The organism is Rhizobium sp. FG113 (assembly GCF_057809895.1).
In genome coordinates this window covers 1-16,517 of the sequence record NZ_JBMDKV010000032.1, presented here as the reverse complement: position 1 = coordinate 16,517, position 16,517 = coordinate 1, and the positions used below count along the sequence as shown (strand labels likewise).

The 16,517-nt window shown below is 58.0% G+C and carries 19 protein-coding genes; 13 read left to right on the top strand and 6 right to left on the bottom strand.

Features of this window, described 5'->3' with window-relative positions; all coding sequences use genetic code 11:
• The first annotated feature begins 42 nt into the window (after positions 1-42).
• The 6 genes from ACODTZ_RS34135 (at position 43) to ACODTZ_RS34110 (ending at position 5,746) form a co-directional block, all read left to right on the top strand.
• Positions 43-234 carry a DUF2934 domain-containing protein gene (locus ACODTZ_RS34135; RefSeq protein WP_489031554.1) on the top strand — a complete coding sequence of 64 codons (192 nt, stop codon included), beginning with the start codon at positions 43-45 and terminating at the stop codon, positions 232-234.
• A 174-nt stretch (positions 235-408) separates the two neighbouring features.
• The gene (locus ACODTZ_RS34130; RefSeq protein ID WP_489031552.1) at positions 409-1,452 is read left to right on the top strand and encodes a hypothetical protein; all 1,044 of its coding nucleotides are present in this window, start codon (positions 409-411) and stop codon (positions 1,450-1,452) included.
• The gene (locus ACODTZ_RS34125; RefSeq protein ID WP_489031601.1) at positions 1,404-2,918 is read left to right on the top strand and encodes an MGH1-like glycoside hydrolase domain-containing protein; all 1,515 of its coding nucleotides are present in this window, start codon (positions 1,404-1,406) and stop codon (positions 2,916-2,918) included. Before ACODTZ_RS34130 ends, ACODTZ_RS34125 begins: the two co-directional genes overlap by 49 nt.
• Positions 2,919-3,121: 203 nt before the next feature.
• Positions 3,122-4,627, top strand: a complete 1,506-nt coding sequence (locus ACODTZ_RS34120; protein WP_489031550.1) for a class I SAM-dependent methyltransferase — start codon at positions 3,122-3,124, stop codon at positions 4,625-4,627.
• Entirely contained in the window at positions 4,575-5,330 is a 756-nt protein-coding gene (locus tag ACODTZ_RS34115) for a haloacid dehalogenase type II (RefSeq protein ID WP_489031548.1), read from the top strand. The genes ACODTZ_RS34120 and ACODTZ_RS34115 overlap by 53 nt, the downstream gene beginning before the upstream one ends.
• The gene (locus ACODTZ_RS34110; RefSeq protein WP_489031546.1) at positions 5,330-5,746 is read left to right on the top strand and encodes a CopD family protein; all 417 of its coding nucleotides are present in this window, start codon (positions 5,330-5,332) and stop codon (positions 5,744-5,746) included. Before ACODTZ_RS34115 ends, ACODTZ_RS34110 begins: the two co-directional genes overlap by 1 nt.
• A gap of 128 nt (positions 5,747-5,874) precedes the next feature.
• Here the strand turns inward: ACODTZ_RS34110 and ACODTZ_RS34105 are convergent, their stop codons facing one another.
• A complete protein-coding gene (locus ACODTZ_RS34105; RefSeq protein ID WP_489031544.1) occupies positions 5,875-6,606 on the bottom strand; it encodes an alpha/beta hydrolase in 732 nt (243 codons plus the stop codon).
• 222 nt (positions 6,607-6,828) lie between these two features.
• Between ACODTZ_RS34105 and ACODTZ_RS34100 the strand changes: the two genes are divergently transcribed.
• Entirely contained in the window at positions 6,829-7,527 is a 699-nt protein-coding gene (locus tag ACODTZ_RS34100) for a DUF1223 domain-containing protein (RefSeq protein WP_489031542.1), read from the top strand.
• A gap of 103 nt (positions 7,528-7,630) precedes the next feature.
• Here ACODTZ_RS34100 and yghU read toward each other — a convergent pair whose 3' ends face one another.
• The 5 genes from yghU to ACODTZ_RS34075 all read right to left on the bottom strand — a co-directional run bounded on the left by yghU (position 7,631) and on the right by ACODTZ_RS34075 (position 11,148).
• Entirely contained in the window at positions 7,631-8,515 is an 885-nt protein-coding gene (gene yghU / locus ACODTZ_RS34095; protein ID WP_489031540.1) for a glutathione-dependent disulfide-bond oxidoreductase, read from the bottom strand.
• 28 nt (positions 8,516-8,543) lie between these two features.
• Entirely contained in the window at positions 8,544-9,248 is a 705-nt protein-coding gene (locus ACODTZ_RS34090) for a glutathione S-transferase family protein (RefSeq protein ID WP_489031538.1), read from the bottom strand.
• 83 nt (positions 9,249-9,331) lie between these two features.
• On the bottom strand, positions 9,332-9,634 hold the full coding sequence (locus ACODTZ_RS34085; RefSeq protein WP_489031536.1) for a putative quinol monooxygenase: 303 nt from the start codon (positions 9,632-9,634) through the stop codon (positions 9,332-9,334).
• 16 nt (positions 9,635-9,650) lie between these two features.
• The gene (locus ACODTZ_RS34080; RefSeq protein WP_489031535.1) at positions 9,651-10,457 is read right to left on the bottom strand and encodes an SDR family NAD(P)-dependent oxidoreductase; all 807 of its coding nucleotides are present in this window, start codon (positions 10,455-10,457) and stop codon (positions 9,651-9,653) included.
• A gap of 37 nt (positions 10,458-10,494) precedes the next feature.
• Positions 10,495-11,148: a peroxiredoxin-like family protein gene (locus tag ACODTZ_RS34075; RefSeq protein ID WP_489031534.1), complete on the bottom strand. Its 654-nt coding sequence runs from the start codon at positions 11,146-11,148 to the stop codon at positions 10,495-10,497.
• Positions 11,149-11,305: 157 nt separating this feature from the next.
• On the opposite strand from ACODTZ_RS34075, the gene ACODTZ_RS34070 reads away from it, so the two are divergent.
• The 6 genes from ACODTZ_RS34070 to ACODTZ_RS34045 all read left to right on the top strand — a co-directional run.
• Positions 11,306-11,914 (top strand): TetR/AcrR family transcriptional regulator, encoded by a 609-nt coding sequence (locus ACODTZ_RS34070; protein WP_489031533.1) that lies wholly within the window; start codon positions 11,306-11,308, stop codon positions 11,912-11,914.
• Between the two features lie 106 nt (positions 11,915-12,020).
• Positions 12,021-12,578: a sigma-70 family RNA polymerase sigma factor gene (locus ACODTZ_RS34065; RefSeq protein ID WP_489031532.1), complete on the top strand. Its 558-nt coding sequence runs from the start codon at positions 12,021-12,023 to the stop codon at positions 12,576-12,578.
• Complete coding sequence (locus ACODTZ_RS34060; RefSeq protein WP_489031531.1) at positions 12,575-13,210, top strand: NrsF family protein; 636 nt, start codon at positions 12,575-12,577, stop codon at positions 13,208-13,210. The genes ACODTZ_RS34065 and ACODTZ_RS34060 overlap by 4 nt, the downstream gene beginning before the upstream one ends.
• Positions 13,211-13,372: 162 nt before the next feature.
• Entirely contained in the window at positions 13,373-14,695 is a 1,323-nt protein-coding gene (aptA, locus tag ACODTZ_RS34055) for an omega-aminotransferase AptA (protein WP_489031599.1), read from the top strand.
• Positions 14,696-14,810: 115 nt separating this feature from the next.
• Entirely contained in the window at positions 14,811-15,446 is a 636-nt protein-coding gene (locus tag ACODTZ_RS34050) for an NrsF family protein (protein ID WP_489031530.1), read from the top strand.
• A 212-nt stretch (positions 15,447-15,658) separates the two neighbouring features.
• A partial coding sequence (locus tag ACODTZ_RS34045; RefSeq protein WP_489031529.1) for an IS110 family transposase occupies positions 15,659-16,517 on the top strand: 859 nt, incomplete at its 3' end.

Sequence of the window (16,517 nt, the reverse complement as noted above, 5' to 3'; positions counted from 1 at the left end):
CAGTCTGCATGGCGCGGCTGACGAAAAACACAGGAACAGGTCATGGAAGATGCAATCGAACCGACGAAAGAATTGGACGAAGACGATATCCGCCATCGCGCGTATTTGCTTTGGCTGGAGGAGGGTCAGCCGGACGGCAAGGCCGAAGAGCACTGGCATCAGGCGCGTGTTGTTACGAAGGCAGCGCGCGATATGTCTGCGCCTGCGGCAAAGCCTGTCCGCAAAACAAAATGATAGGGTTAGATTTCAGGGCTGGATGGGGCCCTGATTTTCTCATTTCTTTCGGTAATGGTCATGCACGCAAAACCACGATCGCTTCTGGAGACGGTAGAGGGACGGCGCCTCCTGGAACCAGGCAGGGCATGGCGGCGATGGGGACCGTTTCTTGCCGAACGTCAATGGGGAACGGTGCGCGAAGACTACAGCGCGGACGGGGACGCCTGGAATGCCTTTTCCTTCGAACATGCGCGAAGCCGTGCCTATCGCTGGGGCGAGGACGGGATTGGTGGGTTCTGCGACGAGGGCATGCGCTGGTGTCTATCTCTGGCCCTTTGGAATGGCCGGGATGAAATCCTGAAGGAGCGGCTCTTCGGCCTTAGCAATGAGCAGGGCAACCATGGAGAGGATGTCAAGGAGGTCTATCACTATCTGGATGCGACACCGACGCACTCCTATCAGAAAATGGTCTATCGCTATCCACAGGATGCGTTTCCCTACGACAAGTTGGTGCGCGTCAATGGCGGACGTTCGCGATTCGAGCAGGAATACGAAATCGGCGATACAGGGGTGTTCGCCGATGATCGGTTTTTCGATGTGACCATCGAATATGCGAAAGCGGCGCCCGACGATATTCTCATGCGGGTCACCGTAAAGAATGCCGGCGCCGCGGCGGCGTCCATTCATCTGCTGCCGCAAGCCTGTGCCAGGAACACTTGGTCCTGGAAAGACGGAAGCGAGCGGCCCGTTCTCGAACGCACAGCCGACGGAGACGTACTGGCGCTGCGGACAGGAAAGAAAACGTGGCGGTGGAGCGTCGACCGGGAGGGCGAGCGCCTGTTTTGCGAGAATGAAACCAATGCTCCACTGCTCTTCGGCTCGGCCGGAGTGGGACCCTTCAAGGACGGTATCAATGACTATGTAGTCGATGGCAAGACGGACGCCGTGAGTGTGCTAGTGGCCGTGGCAGCAAAGCCGCAGCTTACATTCGTCTTGAGGTTCCTCCCGCCGGAAGCCTTGAAACCCGGCTGCGGTGGCGACCGGACGGCGTGGCGATGCAACCTTTCGCCGATTTCAACGCAATTTTCCGGCAGCGCATCGAAGAAGCTGATGAGTTTTACGGCGCCCTTCAAGCCGGAATCAAGAACGAGGATGCGCGCAGGGTACAGCGGCAGGCAATCGCCGGCATGTTGTGGTCGAAGCAAGTCTATTATTTTGATGTACCCACTTGGCTGAACGGCGACCCGGCCCAACCCGGGCCGCCGACGGAGCGGCGTAGCGGTCGCAACGCCGACTGGCACCATCTCAACAACGCAGACGTCATCTCGATGCCGGACACCTGGGAGTACCCGTGGTATGCGGCTTGGGACCTTGCTTTTCATTGCGTGTCGCTGGCGCTCGTCGATCCCGCTTTTGCCAAGAACCAGCTCATTCTGTTCACACGTGAATGGTTTATGCATCCCAACGGGCAGTTGCCGGCCTATGAATGGGAGTTCGGGGACGTCAACCCACCGGTTCATGCGTGGGCGGCGCTCAAGGTCTATCAGATGGACCGTGAGCGTACAGGTGTGGCCGACACGGATTTTCTGAAGCGGATTTTCCACAAGCTGATGCTGAATTTCACGTGGTGGGTCAACCGCAAGGACAACGACGGACGCAACATCTTTCAGGGTGGCTTCCTCGGCCTGGACAATATCAGCCCGTTCAACCGGTCGGAAGTTTTGCCGGAAGGCGCCTCCATCGATCAGGCCGACGGTACAGCCTGGATGGCCATGTATGCGCTGAACCTGATGCGAATTGCGCTCGAACTTGCGATGACCGACCCGGTCTACGAGGATATCGCGACGAAATTTTTCGAGCATTTTCTGGCGATCGCCGGTGCGATGGCAGACGTTGCGGGCAGTGGGCAGGGTCTCTGGAATGAAGCCGACGGCTTCTTTTATGATGTCTTGCACAATCGCGACGGTCGGATTGAGCCGATACCCGCCAGATCCATGGTCGGGCTCATCCCGATATTTGCGGTGGAAGTGCTCGATCAGGCTGTCTTCGACAAGTTGCCGGAATTCTCCAAACGACTCCGCTGGTTTCTAAAATATCGTCCGCAACTGGCGAATCTTGTCCCGCGTTGGACGGAGCCTGGGACAGGCGAGCGATCGCTGCTTTCGTTGCTTCACGGCGATCGGCTAAAACAGCTTCTACGACGAATGCTCGATGAGGAGGAGTTCCTATCCGAATTCGGAGTTCGGTCGATGTCGAAAGTTCATCTTGAAGAGCCATGCAGCCTGAACTTTGCAGGCATGCGAGTGCACGCCGGGTACACGCCCGGAGAAGCGCAAACTGGCCTCTTCGGCGGCAACTCGAACTGGCGCGGCCCGATCTGGATGCCCGTCAATTTCCTGCTGATTGACTCCTTGCGAAAGTTTCATGCCTATTTTGGTGACGACTACCGCGTCGAATGCCCCGTGGGTTCTGGTGCGATGCTCAATCTTGAAGAAGTCGCGAACGAATTGACCAGGCGACTGCAGAGCCTCTTCCTCAAGGACGAAAACGGGCGACGGCCCTCGGTAATGCATGTGAGCAGCGTCGACGACAATCCGCTGTTTCACGAGTATTTTCACGGTGATACAGGCGAGGGTCTTGGCGCATCGCATCAGACAGGGTGGACCGGGCTCATCGCCAATCTCCTCGACGAGGCCGGATAGTTTTACCTTCAGCATCTTTACTATATGGCCGACCAGGAGCTTCCCAGATTGGCGTACGTGCGTTTGAAGAAATCGTTCCGTTCGGGAATGTGACGCAAGTCGGATTGAAGAATCACGACGATTTGAGGCTTCTCTTCAGCCTCTTTGGGCGTGCTTTTCCTTGAGAAGAAATTTTTCTGATGATGTAACAAATCGGGTCGCGCATGCGTATCGGCAAGGACAATCAAAATCGTTGCTGGGAACGCTTTTTCATGACGACAGACACCTCGGAACTCGCCTTGGCTCAGGCTCGGAAGTCTTTGAGTGAGGCCATGAAGTTTCATTCGGAAGGCAAACTCGAAGATGCCGAGGAACAATACCGGCGGGTGTTGGACTACGGTTATCGGGTATCAGACGTTCTACCGCTTCTTGCCGGTGTTGCAGCTCTCAGAGGGCGCCTCGAAGCTGCACTTGTCTATTGGAACGACCTTCTGGCCATGAAACCAGATCATTTTGTCGGTCTTCTGGAGAAGGGTGCGATCCTGCTCAAAACGGGCAATGCCAAAGGAGCAGTCGAATGCCTCGAATCTGCACTCCGCGCATCACCGCAAAATCCAGTGGCGCTTAACAATCTGGCGGTCGCTCTCGTGCAGGCAAACCGGCAGAATGAGGCGCTCGAAGCCTTTCGCAGGCTGGCGGGCCTTCAGCCCGAAAACGTGCTGGCGCAACATCAGATTCGCCGCCTGACGTCGAGGATCGTTCCCTTCTGGCATATACCCATGTTGAACGACGTCCGACGCAACGATGCCTTTGAGGCCGCAATCGCCAAAGTCGTTCAAGAGCGTGGCACGGCTGCGCCGGTTCTCGATATTGGAGCAGGCAGCGGGTTGCTGTCGATGATGGCAGCGAGGGCAGGCGCGACAAACATCGTCACCTGCGAAGCAGTTCCTCTCATCGCGGAGACTGCCAGTCGGATTGTCGCGCAGAATGGATTCGGCAATCGCATCACCGTCGTCAACAAAATGTCGACCGAGCTTACCGTCGGCCTGGATCTGGAAACCCGGGCCGATATCCTGGTGTCGGAGATCCTGTCGAGCGATCTTCTCGCAGAGGACGTTCTCAATACTTTTGAGGATGCCCATGCACGCCTGTTGAATGAGGGGGCGACGATCATCCCGCGATCCGCGACCGCGGTTGGTTGCCTGGTCGAAAGCGAGGTCTTGAGTAGATATGCGTTCGTGGGTGATGTTTCCGGGTTCGACGTTTCTGCATTCGCACCGCTCGCCGCCAATCGGTTGCCGATCCATGGCACGATGACCGATTGGAAGCGCTTGTCGGCGGACATCGAACTGCAGACAATCGACCTTACGCGCCCGAAGCACGCAGAGGAAATTCGCGTCATCGAAATTCCTGTCATCGCCGATGGCACCGCAGCTGGAATGGTGCAGTGGATGAAGATCGATCTTGCTGATGGCATCGAGTTTGCAAATCATCCAGACGATTACTCCGATGGAGGCTGGCTGCAGGTCCTGCACCCATTTGTCAAACCTGTGGCAGTCAAGGCAGGTTCGCTCTTCAGGATCGTCGCTGGCCACGACCGCAGTAGCCTGATCTTGATGGCGGCGCCGCTTGCGAGCGACGCGTCGGACGCCGCCGGAACGCCAAAAGGAGATAGAGGTGAACCAGAACTTCAAGGCCTTCGTCTTCGACGCCTACGGCACGCTTTATGACGTGCAATCGGTCGAAGCGACGGTCGAGGCGGCGTTTCCGGGCAAAGGCAGTCTGATCACCAACGTCTGGCGAATGAAGCAGCTCGAATATTCGTGGCTTGCGACGCTGATGGAGCGATATGAGGACTTCTGGTCGCTCACACTGCGTTCTCTCAATTACACGCTTCGCTCGCTTGGTTTGAGCGCTGATAGCCAATTGCTTCAGGATGTTGCTGCTGCCTATCTCGATCTCAAGCCTTACGACGATGCTCGAACCTGCCTTGAGCGGCTTCACCCCCGCCGACGGGCAATCCTTTCGAATGGGAGCCGATCGATGCTGTCCAGTCTGACTGCGAACTCGGGCCTCGATCGGCTTCTGGACGATATCTTAAGCGTCGATGCGGCGCGGGTCTTCAAACCTGCTCCACAGGCCTACGCGCTGGTGGAGGAGGAGCTGGGCGTGGCGCGCGACGAGATCGTATTCGTATCCTCGAATGGATTTGATATCTGTGGCGCCAGGAGTTTCGGGTTCACGGTCGTTCGGGTGGCGCGCTTCGACGTCAAGGACATCACGGGGCGTATGGCCCGCTCTGGAACGGACGAGCGCATCCTTTACGGCCTTATGCGCGGCGGTGCCGAAGCGCTGGACTATCCCGCAGATTTTACCGTTCGTTCGCTCGCGGAAATACCTGATCTTTTCAGCAATCAGGAGTGGGAGCGCTGATGTATCTCTACGTCAAAGCGCTTCACGTCTTAGCCGTTGTCACTTTGATCGCAGGCATGCTGGTAATGGCATTGGCTTTGCGGTTTGCGGTCGACGCGCCAGACGGGACTAACGTTCGTCATTTCGGCCAATTAGTCTTGCGTTGGGATGGGCTGGTAACGACGCCCGCGCTAGCCGTCGTGTGGATGGCAGGTTTTACGATGGCATTCGGTGCGGGTTGGGACAGTTCACCCTGGCTCATTCTGAAGATGGTTCCCGCCATCTTCCTCAGTTGTCTGCACAGCCTTGAAGGCCTGGTGCTGAAAAGGTTGCTTCGGGAGGGAAAGCCTGTCCACCGGCTGTTCGGGGCGGCTCCGTTCGCCATCCTTTCGGCATTCGCGATCATCGCTTGGCTCGCTATCGTCAAGCCTTTTTGAACTTAGCAAGGTGATCGGCTAGGCTTGACCAGCGCAAGCAGCTTTTCATCAAAACGACTTGGCTGGCGCGCAATGGTGTCAGCGATCGGATAATGACCGCTATCAAGCTCGGTAGGAGCCTGCTTTCGTCAACTGCGTGGAAAGGCGCTATCGAGAAACGCCATGACATGCTTCCAATTTTCGCTAGCCCCTTGCGGGTCCTCATCGGTGCGCAGCGTCGCCGAGCCATGCACGCCATATTTCGGGATATATTGGACCGCTCTGTGGCCGGGCACCGCTTTTGCCAGCGCCTCACCGCTCACTATCTCACCGCCGTCGGGTGCGGATGTTATGAAGACGGGAATGGTGAGCTTGGCCGCCTCCTTCTCGATCGAATAACCCTGGATGTATTCGGCCGGCGAAAAAGCCAGCAGCGCCTTTACGTCGGGATGGCGAGCGGCGGCAATGAACACGAGCGCTGAGGAATAGCTGGATCCCCAAACTGCGACGGGCCCGGAATGTTGCATGCTGCCATAGGCAATCGCAGCCTCGAGATCAGGAATCGCGTCGGCGAAATCGGCGCTACCTCTCGCCTTGGCAGCAGTCTTGTTGACGTCGCCCCAGAGATCGCCCCCCGACCGCTGGTCGATGGCCAAGGTGTTAAAACCGGCTTTGTTGAGAATGGGCGCCAAGGGCGCATATTCACTCTTATTGGAACCTGCCATGTGAAACAGCAGAATAATCGCGCGCGGCCTGCCCTCGGCCCGGCGAAAGTCTCCATAAATCTTCGCGCCATCCTTGGCATCGAAGGAGACGGGTTCGGCGAGTGCCGGAATAGCCAAGGCTGGGCCGAGCGCTGTAGCGGCGGCGGCGAGGAACATCGATCGAAACGGAATCATGATTTCTCTCATGGACTTTGGTTGAGACATTCCCAATACGCAATAGAGTGATCCGCCGTTACATCCGTGCAGTTCGAAAGCAGAAGCGCCGTCTCCCACCGCTCCGCCGATCACATGGTCGTGAGGCCGTAACGATAACAATCATGCGGGCGAATTCCCCCTGACCGCCCGGATTGACCCGCGTGGCCTTGATCGGAGTAGCACATGAAATATCCAGGCAGGATTGGCAGGTTGATATTCTTTTCTTCGTTGGCGGCAGTTGCGGCCATGCCCGTGGCCGCAACAGAGCGGCCGCTGACCGTGGTGGAACTGTTCACCAGCCAGGGCTGCTCGTCGTGCCCTCCGGCCAACGCCAATCTCATCAAGATCAGCAACCGGAAGAATGTTCTCGCGCTGAGTTTCTCCGTGACCTATTGGGATTACCTGGGCTGGAAAGACACGTACGGGAAGCCGGAATTCACCGAACGTCAGGTCACTTATGAACCGGCCTTGAGACAGCCCGGTCCCTATACCCCCCAGATGGTCTTCAACGGCACGGCAACCGCCGTCGGGAACAGCCTTCCCGAAGTCGAATCTCTGCTTGGCGAAACGCCTTCGCTGAATGGTCCAGCGCTGGCCTTTAGCAATGACCGTATCGAAGTCGGCGCCGGCTCTGAAACTGGGAATGCGGATGTCTGGCTCGTCCGCTACGATCCGCGGATCGAAGCCGTGCCGGTCGCACGAGGGGAAAACAGTGGCGCGACATTGCAGCACACACATGTCGTCCGGCGCCTGGCCCGGCTTGGCACCTGGGGTGGAAGTAAAACCTCGTTTTCCCTCCCACAGGCCGATAAGGACTTGAAGACAGCGGTACTGATACAGCGAGCGAATGGCGGGGCGATCCTATCCGCCATCACCGACTGATCGAAGAGCCATTACCGTCGCAACCCAGCCAAAGCCGGCCTGAACACGTCAGGCCGGCAAGTACCGGCGAAGCCGTTGCAGCAGGCCGAGACCGAAGCTGCCGCTAGTCCTGAACTTCGGCGGCAGTCAGTTTGTCTTGCGTCCTCGTCTCGAAATCGCTGGCATCGTGGCGTTCGCGTAATTGTTCGGACGGATTGCCCGTCATGCGATTGACCATGCGGCCACGCTTGACGGCAGGACGCGTGTAAATTTGCTCGGCCCAGCGCTGAACGTTCTTGTAATCCTGCACCTGCAGGAATTCAGCCGCACCGTATTGCCAACCCTTGGCGAGGCCACCATACCATGGCCAGATGGCAATATCGGCGATCGTGTAATCGCTGCCGGCAATATATTCGCTTTCGGCCAAACGACGGTCGAGAACGTCAAGCTGGCGCTTCACCTCCATGGCAAATCGGTCGATCGCGTATTCGATCTTGGTCGGCGCATAGGCATAGAAATGCCCGAAGCCGCCGCCAAGATAAGGCGCGCTGCCCATCTGCCAGAACAGCCATGAGAGGCATTCGGCGCGGGCCGCTGGCTCGCTCGGCAGAAAGGCGCCGAACTTCTCGGCGAGATACATCAGGATCGAGGCCGATTCGAAAACGCGGACCGGCTTTTCGCCGCTGCGGTCGAGCAGGGCCGGGATCTTCGAATTGGGATTGATGTCGACGAAACCGCTGGCGAATTGATCGCCATCGCCGATCTTGATCAGCCAGGCGTCATATTCGGCACCGCTGTGGCCGAGTGCCAGCAGCTCTTCGAGCATGATGGTCACCTTCACACCGTTCGGCGTTCCCAGCGAATAGAGCTGCAGGGGATGGCGGCCGACGGGTAATTCCTTCTCATGTGTCGCACCTGCGATCGGCCGATTGATGCTTGCGAAGGTGCCGCCGCTGGGTTTGTTCCAGGTCCAGATCTTTGGAGGAATATATCCCGCTGTCTCTGACATCACATTCTCCATTTTCGACATTCGGCATTCATGCACCGGGAGGGTAATTCGACGGGAATAGCGCCCGTTTGGTTTCTTCGTCGTTCACGCGTTTGAAGGAATGATCTTTGCCGACCTGCCTGGCGCGAGAAGCGGCAGGACGCGCATCGACCGTGTCGAAGAGCCGCTTCAGGTTCGGATATCCGGCAAGCGGATCCTCGAGCCCCTTGAGGACGCGCGAGGCACGATCCAGCCATCCCCACGCGGACATGTCGGCAATGGTGTAACTATCTCCAACGATGAAATCGCGACCCTCGAGATGATCGTTGAGGACCTGATAATGACGCTCGGCCTCACGGCGATATCGGTTGACGGCATAGTCCAGCCCCTCCGGCGCCGCGTGCTGAAAATGGACTGCCTGGCCTGAGAATGGCCCCAGGCCGGACGCGAGAAACAGCAGCCATGAGAGAAGCTCAGGCCGGTCTTCGGGCGAGCCAAGAAACTTGCCGGCTTTCTCCCCGAGATAGATCAGGATGGCCGTGGAATCGAAGACCCGTGTCTCTCTTCCTCCAGGGCCGTCCGTGTCGACAATCGCCGGTACCTTGCCATTCGGATTGATGGCGCGGAACGCCGGCATATGCTGCTCGCCCTTGCTGGTGTCGACCGGAACCGTCTCATAGGGCAGCCCTGCCTCTTCCAGGAAGAGGGCAACTTTCGCGGGATTGGGTGTCGGATGAAAATAAAAGCGGATCATGAGGGCTCCGTCGGGAATGGTGGTCAAAGCGCCGTACTGACGCATCCGGAGCCGGACCTCGCCCGGCTCCGGATCGCTTTTTGTCAGCCGGGAAGGCGATCCGCGAGCACGTCCGGCTGCTTTATGTCGAGTGGTCCCTCAAAGAGTTCGTCGTATTTCGCCATCAGAGCGGCAGCGATCTGCCCCTGAAGGTGGGCCTGGCGACCTTCTTCTCCGTCGAACGCGTCGAAGATACCGAACGTGGACTTGTCGAAGCGAACCGCAAACCATGCGACGGTGAGCGGTTCCTGGACGAGCAGGGCTTGCGCGCTTTTGAGGAAATCTGCGACTTCCTCTTCCTTTCCCTGCTTTGCCTTCAATTGTAAGAACAATGCGAGCTTGGTCATGATCATCTCCTCGGTTCTAGAGCGCTGAGTGGTCGCTGACCGCCTCTTCGAGCGCCGGCTTCATTGTCAGAAAACGTTCATCGATCGCGGCTGGATCATCCCTGTTGGCTGCGATCATCTTCGCGCGAGCCTCGCCGCCGCGGATCACCTCCAGGGAATTGGTTTCAATTCCTTCGATCAGCGCATTGGCAACCGCTTCGGGTGGCTCCCGCGTGAACCCAAGTTCGGGGCCGGCCTTCGAGGACTGCATCATCGGGGTATCCGTCGCGCCCGGATAGAGCGTCAAGACGCGGACACCTTCGCCCTTCAGTTCCCGCCGCAGCGCCTCCCCGAAGCGGGCAAGCCCCGCCTTTGCCGCGGCATAGGTGGCGTAGAACGGCGCGCCGATGAGCGCGATGCCCGAGGTGACGTTGACGACTAGTCCCTCTCCGGACGCGCGCAGGTGGGGAAGAGCAGCCTGCGTCAACAGAATAGGAGCAACAAGGTCGACCTCTACCATCGTCCTTATTTCTGCCTCCGTCGTCTTTTCGATACGGCCGGCGCGCACGCCGCCCGCGTTATTGACGAGAACATCGAGCCCGCCAAGTGCCGCAATTGCCTGGTCCAGAGACTGTGACCGACCCTCCGGGGTAGCCACATCCGCCTGAACGCCGCTGATCGGCAACCCATTCTCCTGGAGATCCTTGACAGCCTGAGCCAGCCGCTCAGAGTTTCGCCCGGTAACGATGACCCGAGCTCCTTTCGCCAGCATGGCACGTGCAATGGCGAAGCCGATGCCACTGGAGCCGCCGGTGATGAGAACACGCTTGCCTTCGAGATTCATGGTTCTACCTCGCTTTTTTCTTCGCTGCGGTTTCGGTCTAGACAGCTTCTTCCGCCCTAAGTGCGTCGACAATCGCATCCGGAGAGAGACGCTTGCGGTAATCGGCTTCGGCGTGGGCGAGCTGCACACGGCCATTACGGCCGATCACGAAGGTCGCAGGTATCGGCAGCTCCCAGCTGTCATCTCCGTTGATCGTTCCGAGGTCGACGCCGAACGAGGAATAAGCCGCCTTGAGATCGTCAGGCAGTGTGTAGACGAGGCCGAATTTCCGCGCGACACCATTGCCGGTATCGCTGAGGACGTCGAAAGTGAGATTATTCTTCTCGGCCATAGACAGTGAGCCATCCGGCTTTTGCGGCGAAATGGCGATGAGAGAGCCGCCGGCTTCCGCAATCGCGGACAGAGCATGCTCGTAGGCGGCGAGCTGAATGTTGCAGTACGGGCACCAAGCGCCACGATAGAAGGTGAGAACAACCGGACCACTGGCCAGTGTCTCAAGCAAGGAGATCGTTTCGCCCGTCACACCAGGCAAGGAGAATTCGGGAGCGAGATCACCAGGTTTGGGAACGCGATCGAACGGAAAGCCAGAGGTGAGCTCCTCGATCTTCGCGTTCAAAAACGCTGCTGCACCGGGAGGCGCGCTTGCCTCGAACTTCGCGTTAAATTCAGCAAGCTCCTGCTCAAGACCCATTTCGTTTGTCTCCCTGTATGTTGAGCCCGGCCCAACCATGCAAAAAAGCGTGTGCCGACCGGCATGCGATTGCGTTTTAAATCACTCGTTATAAAATGTATCGCAGAAAGTTCCCGGCTATCGCGGAGCCGTAATCACGTTATCGAGAGACAAACAGATGGCCCGGCCCAGAGAATTCGACGAAGAAAAAGTGCTGGAACTTGCCGTGGAACAGTTCTGGGAACGGGGATATGAAACAACCTCGATCCGGGATCTTGCCCAGGCTATGGGGCTGACGACGGCCAGCATCTACAACGCCTTCGGCGACAAGCGGGCGGTTTATCGCCGAGCGCTGGATTTTTACGTCGGGCGAAGTTTTGGGGATCGGGTCGGGCGTTTTGAATCGAAACCACCACGGCAGGCGATCAATGCCTTCTTTGGCGAAATCATCGAGCGATCCTTGGCCGACACAAAGAGGAAAGGCTGCATGCTCGTCAATTCGGCTCTTGAAGTGGCGCCGCATGACGAAGAGTTCCAGCGTGTCGTTGCCAGCGTGCTTGTGCAAGTCGAGGCCTTCTTCCTACGCTGCGTGGAAAGAGGCCAGGAAGATGGCTCCATCGGCCGGCGCCAACGCGCCGCCGATCTAGCGGGAACGCTGCTTGGAACCCTGCTTGGCATCCGTGTCCTGGCACGCGCACGCCCGGAAAAAGAGTTGCTCGAAGGCTTGATAAAGCCTGTTTTCGCACTCCTTGAGCCCGACGGCGCGAAGCAACTGGAACCTGCATGAGCATGAACGAGGGGCGCAGCATGCAAGCTATCTCGTCGGCTTGGCAGGAAATTTCCGTCCGCTCATGTAACGACCCGAGCTTTTTCTTCGAACTGGAATATGTCGGATGAAAAATTCGGCGCGCGAAGAAGAGTGGGCCTCCTGGATGCGATCAGCAATCGCGGGCGATGGACGCGCCTACCACAGATTGCTGACAGCCGTCACGCCTCATCTCCGTGTGATCGCTCGCAAGCGCTGCGAACAATTTGGCGCGCCGGCAAGTGAGGCTGAGGACGTGGTTCAGGAAGTGTTGCTGGCTATTCATCTCAAGCGGGGCACATGGGATCCATCCCGGCCCCTGGGCCCGTGGATGGCTGCCCTGGTGCGGAACAAGTTGATCGACAGCCTGCGACGCAGAGGCAGGCAGGCCGCCGTTCCCCTGGAGGACGTGATTGCGACCCTGGAGAGCGATGACGGTGTGGGGGTGGCGGACCGGATGGACATCGAACAGATACTGAGCCGCCTGAAGGATCCTCAGCGGACGATCGTCCAATCGATTTCGATCGAAGGTTCGAGCGTCCGCGAGACGGCAGAGCGTCTGAAGATGACCGAAGTGGCTGTACGTGTGGCGCTCCACCGGGCGCTCAAGGCGTTGTCGGCTCTTTATTCGGAGCCACTGAAATGAAGACGGAAAATCTCATAGAATTGCTCGCACAGGACGCGTCGGTGAGGTCAAGCCTCACTCACATGCTCCAACAGGCAAGCATCGCGGCCGTTCTGATCGTTGCGATTGCCTTTTTCTCGGCAATCGGATTCCGGCATGATATCGGTGCTGCTTTGGACACCGGCCGTTTTCTGTTCAAATTCGTCATCACGGTCGCTCTCGCGATTACCGGCAGCCTCGTCATGTATCGTATAGGGAAGCCCGGGGTGCCCTTGCGCTGGTTGGGCTGGGCTTTGCTGATACCGTTGGCATTGGCTGTCGGTGCGGCAGTGTTCGAGCTTTCGGTCATGCCGCCGGAAACCTGGATGACACGGATGATTGGGCACAATTCCAGGCTCTGTCTGACGATCATTCCGTCTTTGTCGGTCGGTCCGCTCGCCTGTTTTCTTCTGGCGCTACGACATGGGGCACCGACACGTCCTGCACTTGCCGGGGCCGTTGCGGGCTTGGCGGCAGCCGGGATCGCGGCCACGTTCTATGCCGCGAATTGCGACGACGACAGCCCGCTCTTCGTCCTCCTCTGGTACCCGATCGCCATTTCCGCCGTCACAGGAGTTGGTGCTTTGGCTGGCCAAAGGCTGTTGCGATGGTAGATCCTGGAAGGTCGAACCCAGCGGACAAAAGGCATCAGCAAGGCTGTGACAGGTCGGATGAGCGCCCAATCCGGAAGCCGACGAAAACTAGAAATCGCGACACGTAATCAGAAGATAATCGATGGCGGCGACTGCAGCAGCCAACTTGGCCTGGAAGGCATCATGACTACCAATCAAACCAACGAGCAATCGCTTGCAAGCTTCTGGATGCCGTTCACCGCCAATCGTCAGTTCAAGGCCGCACCTCGGATGCTTGCCTCCGCGAAGGGCATGTTTTTCGAGGACCCCGACGGCCGCAAGATCCTGGATGGCACCGCCGGTCTCTGGTGCGTGAATGCCGGACACGGTCGCGAGCGGATCGCAGATGCCGTCCATCGACAACTTCTGGATCTCGACTTCGCTCCGACCTTTCAGATGGGGCATCCGATCGCTTTCGAATTCGCTGAGCGGTTGAGCGAAATAGCGCCTGCCGGTCTCGACCGGGTCTTCTTCACAAGCTCCGGCTCGGAATCGGTCGAAACCGCCCTGAAAATTGCGATCGCCTATCAACGTGCGATAGGACAAGGAACGCGAACGCGCCTGATTGGCAGAGAACGCGGCTATCACGGCGTCGGGTTTGGTGGCTTGTCGGTCGGCGGCATCGTCAACAATCGCCGCGTCTATCCTCTCTTGCCCGGCGCCGATCATCTGCGGCATACCCATGATCTTCACCGAAATGCCTTTGCTCGTGGCCAGCCGGAATACGGAGCGGAACTCGCCGATGATCTTGAACGTTTGGTGGCGTTGCATGGGGCCGAGACAATTGCTGCTGTCATCGTCGAACCTGTCGCTGGATCAACCGGCGTCCTGATCCCGCCTATCGGCTATCTGGATCGGCTTCAGACGATCGCTCGTAAACACGGCATCCTGCTGATCCTCGACGAAGTGATCACCGGTTTTGGCCGGCTCGGAACACCATTTGCAACCGAGTATTTTGGCATTGAGCCCGACCTGGTCAGCACCGCCAAAGGTCTCACAAACGGAACGGTGCCGATGGGTGCGGTTTTCGCTAGCCGTCAGGTTCACGACGCACTGATGACCGGTCCTGAGCAGGTCATCGAGCTTTTCCATGGCTATACCTATTCCGGCCATCCCGTCGCATGCGCCGCGGGGCTGGCGACCCTCGATATTTATCAAGAGGAGGGACTGCTCACCCGAGCCGCCGGCATCGCCGGAGAATGGCAAGCCGCCATCCACAGTTTGAGAGATCTTCCGAACGTCATCGACATCAGAACGATCGGCCTGATTGCGGGCATAGAGTTGGAGCCCAGAGAAGGCGCGGTTGGCGCTCGTGCATATGACGCATTTGTCAAGGCTTTCGAGCAAGGCCTGCTCATCAGGGTGACCGGCGATATCATTGCCCTTTCCCCGCCCTTGATTGTGGAGGACAGCCAGATCGATGAGATCGTAACCACGCTGAAGCGTGTGCTCCAATCAATTGCGTGACGAAGGCCGAGTGAACGACACAACGCTTGATGCTTCGAAGGGAGAACATCATATGAGCGATTGCAGGCTTTAACGGGTGGACGGGTCTGCTTGATTATTGAGTAGGATTGGCAGCGTGAAAACAGAAGACCTGATAACCTTGATAGCGCAGGACACGCGCCAACCCGTCAATCTTACCTCCGTGCTATCGGGCGCCGTAGCGGTCGGGGTACTGGTTTCCGGCCTTGCTTTCTTTTTGACGCTGGGATTTCGACACGACATTGGCCAGGCGATCGAAACTGTGCGGTTCGGCTTCAAGTTCGTTGTCACCCTCTCCCTTTTTGCGGCGGCGTTATCCCTGACGGGGCCGGTCATTCGACCGGGCAGCGATATCGGGCAAAGACGGTGGCTGCTGTTGATCGCGCCAGTTCTTCTGCTTGCGGCGACCGCCTTGGAGTTGATGGTCACCCCATCCGATGTCTGGCTCGATAAACTGATTGGCCATAACGCATTGCATTGCCTGACGATCATACCGGCGCTATCGGCTTTCCCGGGCACCTTTCTCTTCCTCGCCATGCGGCAGGGCGCGCCGGAAAACCCAGGTCTTGCCGGCGCGCTCGCGGGTCTCGTGTCAGTCGGGATCGCTGCGACACTCTATGCGACCAACTGTTTCGACGACAGTCCGCTGTTCGTCGCGACCTGGTATCCTCTGGCAACGCTCATCGTGGTGACTGTCGGCTATTTCGCGGGAAAACGTTTCCTAAAATGGTAGGGGCTTCGCGGCGGTGAGCTGGTGTTTTCCAGATGATCACCGCTAGCGGCTGCAGTTCCATAAATTAGGTTATGCGAATTTCGACTGTAGCGGGGCAGATTCCATTTTCAAATGCAACGAGGACAATAATGGCCATGGTTTCAGATGCTATGAGGGCGGACACCGGCCGACCCTCGAGTCATAATGCGGCGTCCTCAATTAGGGAGCCGATCATGTCATTTACTAGTGATACTATCCTTGTTGCGCTCGAACTCAGTAATTCTCTGTGGCTTGTCGGAACCCGACAGGCGGGTGCCCGGGTCAGCCAAATGCACCGTGTTAGTGCCGGCGATACAGCTATGCTGATGCGCTTACTGGATGAACTGCAGGCAAGCGGGCGAGGCCAAGGTACCCCGTCGCCCATTGCTGTTTGCTTCGAGGCGGGACGCGATGGGTTCTGGCTGCACCGTCTGCTGACAGCCCAAGGTATTACAGCGTATGTGGTGGAACCGACAAGCATTCTGGTGAACCGAAGGGCGAAACGGGCAAAGACCGATCGTCTCGATGCTGAAGGAATGTTGCGTGTTCTCGCCGCCTATATCGCCGGAGACACCCAGATATGCAGCATGGTGCAGGTGCCCACTCCCGATGAGGAGGATGGCAAAAGGGTGCACAGGGAGCGAGAATATCTTGTGCAGGAGCGAACGCGGATCGAAAATCGCATATCTGCTCTCCTTGTCACCCAAGGTATCCGTTCGCGGCCATCACTGCGTAGCTGGGAGCGAGACATGGCGCTCCTTGAGACCGGCGATGGACGCAAGCTTCCCCAACATCTTGCATCGGAGTTGAACCGATTGCGCCGCCGCCTGGTCCTTGTCCGAGAACTAATCAGCGAGCTGGATACCGAGCGCGATGAACATCTGATTGCCACATCAGGTGACGCGATCACCACGAAGGTCACCGCTCTCAGCGAGATTTATGGCGTTGGTGACAACTTCGCGGCGGTGCTGACGCGGGAGGTCTTTTACCGTCGTTTTGGCGTCACGACACGAAAGTGGCGAATCTGTCCGACTTTTAAGAACGTATCCGGAA